At 67.7% G+C, this 4,160-nt stretch carries 3 protein-coding genes; all 3 read right to left on the reverse strand.

Annotation, left to right across the window (positions count from 1 at the left end; genetic code table 11):
* On the reverse strand, positions 1–2,353 hold a 2,353-nt coding region (gene ppk1 / locus GPA_RS08570), incomplete at its 3' end, for a polyphosphate kinase 1 (RefSeq protein WP_041239349.1).
* Positions 2,354–2,378: 25 nt separating this feature from the next.
* Positions 2,379–3,305: a Ppx/GppA phosphatase family protein gene (locus GPA_RS08575; protein ID WP_015539619.1), complete on the reverse strand. Its 927-nt coding sequence runs from the start codon at positions 3,303–3,305 to the stop codon at positions 2,379–2,381.
* A gap of 73 nt (positions 3,306–3,378) precedes the next feature.
* A complete protein-coding gene (locus GPA_RS08580) occupies positions 3,379–3,933 on the reverse strand; it encodes a response regulator transcription factor (protein ID WP_015539620.1) in 555 nt (184 codons plus the stop codon).
* Positions 3,934–4,160 lie beyond the last annotated feature (227 nt).

The following is a 4,160-nucleotide window of genomic DNA, read 5'->3' on the forward strand; positions in this document are numbered from 1 at the left end:
CGCGGTTGGCCGTGCGCGCGGCCGCCTCCTCGGCCGCCGACAGGCGGTGCTCCTGCGCCTGCTTGATGAAGAACTCCTGCGAGTCGAACAGCACGGTTGCGCCCTCGCCGTCCTTGCGCGCGAACGCGCCGAGCGGTGTGTAGCTCTTGTCGGGCAGCAGCTCGCGCAGCTTCGCCGTGTCGTCCAGGCTCACGTCCAGATACCCCAGGATCTGCTCGCGCAGCCCGTCGTTCAAAATGGGCCAGGCTATCTCGATGCGCTTGTCCATGTTGCGCGTCATGAGGTCGGCGCTCGACAGGTAGAGCTTCATCGTCTCGCGCGGGCCGAACCCGTAGATGCGGCTGTGCTCCAAGAGGCGGCCCACGATGGACACCACGCGCACGTTCTCCGTGAGCCCCTCGAGCCCCGGCACGATGCACGAGATGCCGCGCACGAACAGCGTCACGGGCACGCCCGCCTGCGAGGCTTCCACCAGCTTCTCGATCACGTCCTTGTCGGTGATGGAGTTCGTCTTGAAGAACAGCCCGCTCGGCTCCCCGGCCTGCGCGCGGGCGATCTGCGCGTCGATGCCGGCCAGTATCATGGGCTTGATCTGCAGCGGGGCCACCCACATGATATCGTAGTTGTCCGAGGTGTTCTCCAGCCCCATGTTGCGGAAGAACTCCACGGCGTCGCGGCCGAACGTGGCATCGCATGTGATGAACGACAGGTCGGTGTAGAGCTTCGCCGTCTTCTCGTTGTAATTGCCGGTGCCCAGCTGCGTGATGTGCTGCAGGCCGGAGTCGGTCTGGCGCGTGATGCAGCAGATCTTCGAGTGCACCTTGAAGTCGCGGAACCCGTAGATGACCTTGCAGCCCGCCTGCTCGAAGCGCTGCGACCATTCGATGTTGTTGCTCTCGTCGAAGCGGGCGCGCAGCTCGAACAGCGCCGTGACCTCCTTGCCGTTCTCTGCCGCGGCGATAAGCGCCTCGGCGAGGTGCGACTGGCTGGCCAGGCGGTAGAGCGTGATCTTGATGGAGATGACGGCCGGGTCGTTCGCCGCCTCGCGTAGGAGCTGCACGAACGGGTCCATGCTCTCGTAGGGGTAGGAGAGCAGCGTCTCGCGCTCCGTCACCTGCTCGATGAGGGAGCGGTTGCGGTCGAGGCACGCCGGCCACTGCGGCGAGAACGGCGGGTTCGTGAGCGCCGCGCGCTCCTTCGCCGGCAGCCGCGACGCCAGAGCGAACGTGTAGCCCAAATCGAGCGGCACCGAGGTGGAGAACACCTGGTGGGGCCTTAGGTTAAGGCGCGCCAGCAGCAGCTTCTCCAGCGTGGTCGACAGCGGCCGCTCGCTCTCCAGGCGCACGGGGGCCAGGCGGGAGCGCTTCTTCAGGATGCGCTTCATGTGCTCGCGGTAGTCCTCGTCGGCCTCGTCGGAGCCCTCGGTGGCATCGAGGTCGGCGTTGCGGGTGACGCAGATGACGTTCGTGTGCTTCACGGTGTACATGGAGAATATCTCGGCCGCCACCATCTCTATGGCGTGCTCCAGCAGGACGAAGGCCAGCTCCTTGCCCTTGCCCGGCAGCGCGATGACGCGCTCGCACTGGCGCGGCATCGGCACGAGCCCCAGCGTCACGCCCTCGGCGCCCAGGTTCTTCGCCTTCTTCGCCTCCTTGACGGCGGCCTTGTCCGCCTTGCCGTCCTTGTCGGCCTTCGCCTTCGCGGCCTCCTTCTTCCGCTGCCGCTCCGCCTCGTCGTTCAGGCGCACCACCACGTACAGCGCGCCGTTCTCCAGGTGGGGGAAGGGGTGGCGCGCGTTGATGATCTGCGGCGACAGGAACGGCATGACGTTGTCGTGCACGTAGGCGGCAAGCCACGCGCGCTGCTCGTCGTCCAGCTCGTTCGGGCGCAGGTGGCGCACGCCGCGCTCGCCCAGCAGGCGGCGCACCTCCTCGAACGTGCGCTCCTGGATGGGGTACAGCTCGTGGCAGCGCGCGTAGATGGCGTCGAGCTGCTCGGAGGGCGTCATGCCCGACTTCGAGTCCACGATGTGCTTCTTCACGAGGGACAGGTCGGTCAGGCTGCCCACGCGCACCATGAAGAACTCCTGCAGGTTGCTCCAGAAGATGGAGACGAAGTTCAGGCGCTCGAGCAACGGCACCGTCTCGTCGGCGCCCTGGTCCAGCACGCGCTCGTTGAACGTGAGCCACGACAGCTCGCGGTTCTGCATATAGGGAGCCGCGTTAGCCGCAGGTGCGGCGGGCTCGGCCAGTGCTGCGGCGCCCTCGGCCTGGGCGGCGGGCTCGGCTTGCGATGCGGCGGCCGTAGGGCTCGCGGTTTCCTCGGGGTTCGGCGTATCCTTCGCAGCGTCCATGCTAGCTCCCTTCGTCTCGAACCCGCTATCCCAGCACGCGTTCCACGAGATAGCCCTCGCGCACGCCGTACTTGCAGATGTCCAGCCGCTCGGCGCGAAGCTCGCCCATGAGGGTGCCCAAGATCAGGCAGCCCGGCACGAGCGTGTGGATGCGCTCCGCCGACGCCTTGAGCGCCAGGTGCGCGAACGCGTCGGGGTCGTTGCGGCACGTGTCCAGTATCGCACGAATCTGGTCGGCCGTCATCGTTTTGGGGCGGATGGCTTCCTGGCGCAGCTGCGCGTGCATCTTCGCTGCCGCGCGCACGCTGCCGCCGATGCCGTACACGGTGCCCGCGCGGTACGCGTCGCGGTTGGGCAGCGCCGCCAGCCGCTCGAAGAAAGCGCCGACGATGGCGTCCATCTCCTCGGGATCGGGCAGGATGGCGCGCACGAACGTGGCGTAGGAGGAGAGCGACCCTTGGCCCAGGCTCACGTTATCGAAGTCGCGCCCATCCTCGATGCGGGTGAGCTCCGTGGAGCCGCCGCCGATGTCCACCAGCGTGCCGCGCTCGATCGTGCGGTCGCACGTGGCGCCTGCGAATCCCAGGTGCGCCTCGTCGGCCGCCGAGAGCAGGTCGATGGTCAGCCCGCTCTCGCGCTCTATGGCGGCCACCGCCTCCGCGCTGTTCGCGGCGTTGCGCAGCACGGCGGTGGCGAACACGTCGATGCGCTTGCAGTCGAAGTACCGTGCCCGCTTCGCATGTCCCTTGAGCACGCTTGCCGCCCGCCGCACGCCGTCATCCGTGAACGTGCCGTCTGCGGCCACGAAGGCGGACAGCCCCGCCATGACCTTGTCGTTGATGAGGCTCTTGAAGTCCTTGCTGGAATAGGTTTTCCGGCGGTCGTCCTTCACCTCGTACACCACGAGGCGGATGGTGTTCGACCCCAGGTCGATTACGGCGTAGTTGGGCATGGCGGGTTCTCTTGTCTGTCGGGCGGCCTATCCACGCCGGGATGCACCGCGCTCTCCGGTCAATTAATCCATTCTAGGGAATCGGCGGGCCTCCGCAAGCGCGCGGCGCGATTTGGGGCCAAAGTTTTACGTGCCGTTGATGTGCTCTCCCTCCCTCCCTCCCTCGTCCTTCTGCCTCCTGTCCCGCGTTTTCCAAGTCGCGCTCGATCTCTCCGTCGCGAGGTCCTGACGCGGAAAGGGGCCCTCTATGCCAAAAAAGAGCCGGTTCGCGCCGTTCGCGCCGCAGGTGCGCGGCCACCTTCGCGCGCAGCTCGGCCGCGCCGAAGGGCTTGCGCACGTAATCGTCCCCGCCCATGCCCAAGCCGAACACGGCGTCTTCCTCCGCGGCCTTGGCCGTGAGGAACACGATGGGCGCGTCGGTGAGCGTGCGGATGCGCCCGCACAGCTCGAACCCGTCCATGCCGGGCATCATCACGTCGAGCAGCACGAGGTCGTAGCGCTCGGGGCGCGCCGCGAGCGCCTCCTCGGCGCACGCCGCGCAGCGCACGTCGTGGCCGTCCTTGGCCAGGGTGCGCTCGAGCAGGCTCCTGATGGCCGGCTCGTCGTCTACCGCCAGTATCCGCGCCATCCGCGAACTCCTTTCCTTCCATCCGTCGAGTGTAGCACGGGGCCGCAACCCCGTCCCTTCGCCGCCTAGGCGACAACCCCGCCTCCTGCGCCCGCGTGAGACGCAGTGGACGGGAATAACGCCTCATTCCCCGCCGCGCCGGCCTTCGAAGCGGTTCGCGCAGGCCAGCACGACGGCAACCACCACGGCCGTCGCGACGAGGCGCGCGAGCCCCACCGCGGCCCACG

Source organism: Gordonibacter pamelaeae 7-10-1-b, from assembly GCF_000210055.1.
Lineage (GTDB): Bacteria > Actinomycetota > Coriobacteriia > Coriobacteriales > Eggerthellaceae > Gordonibacter > Gordonibacter pamelaeae.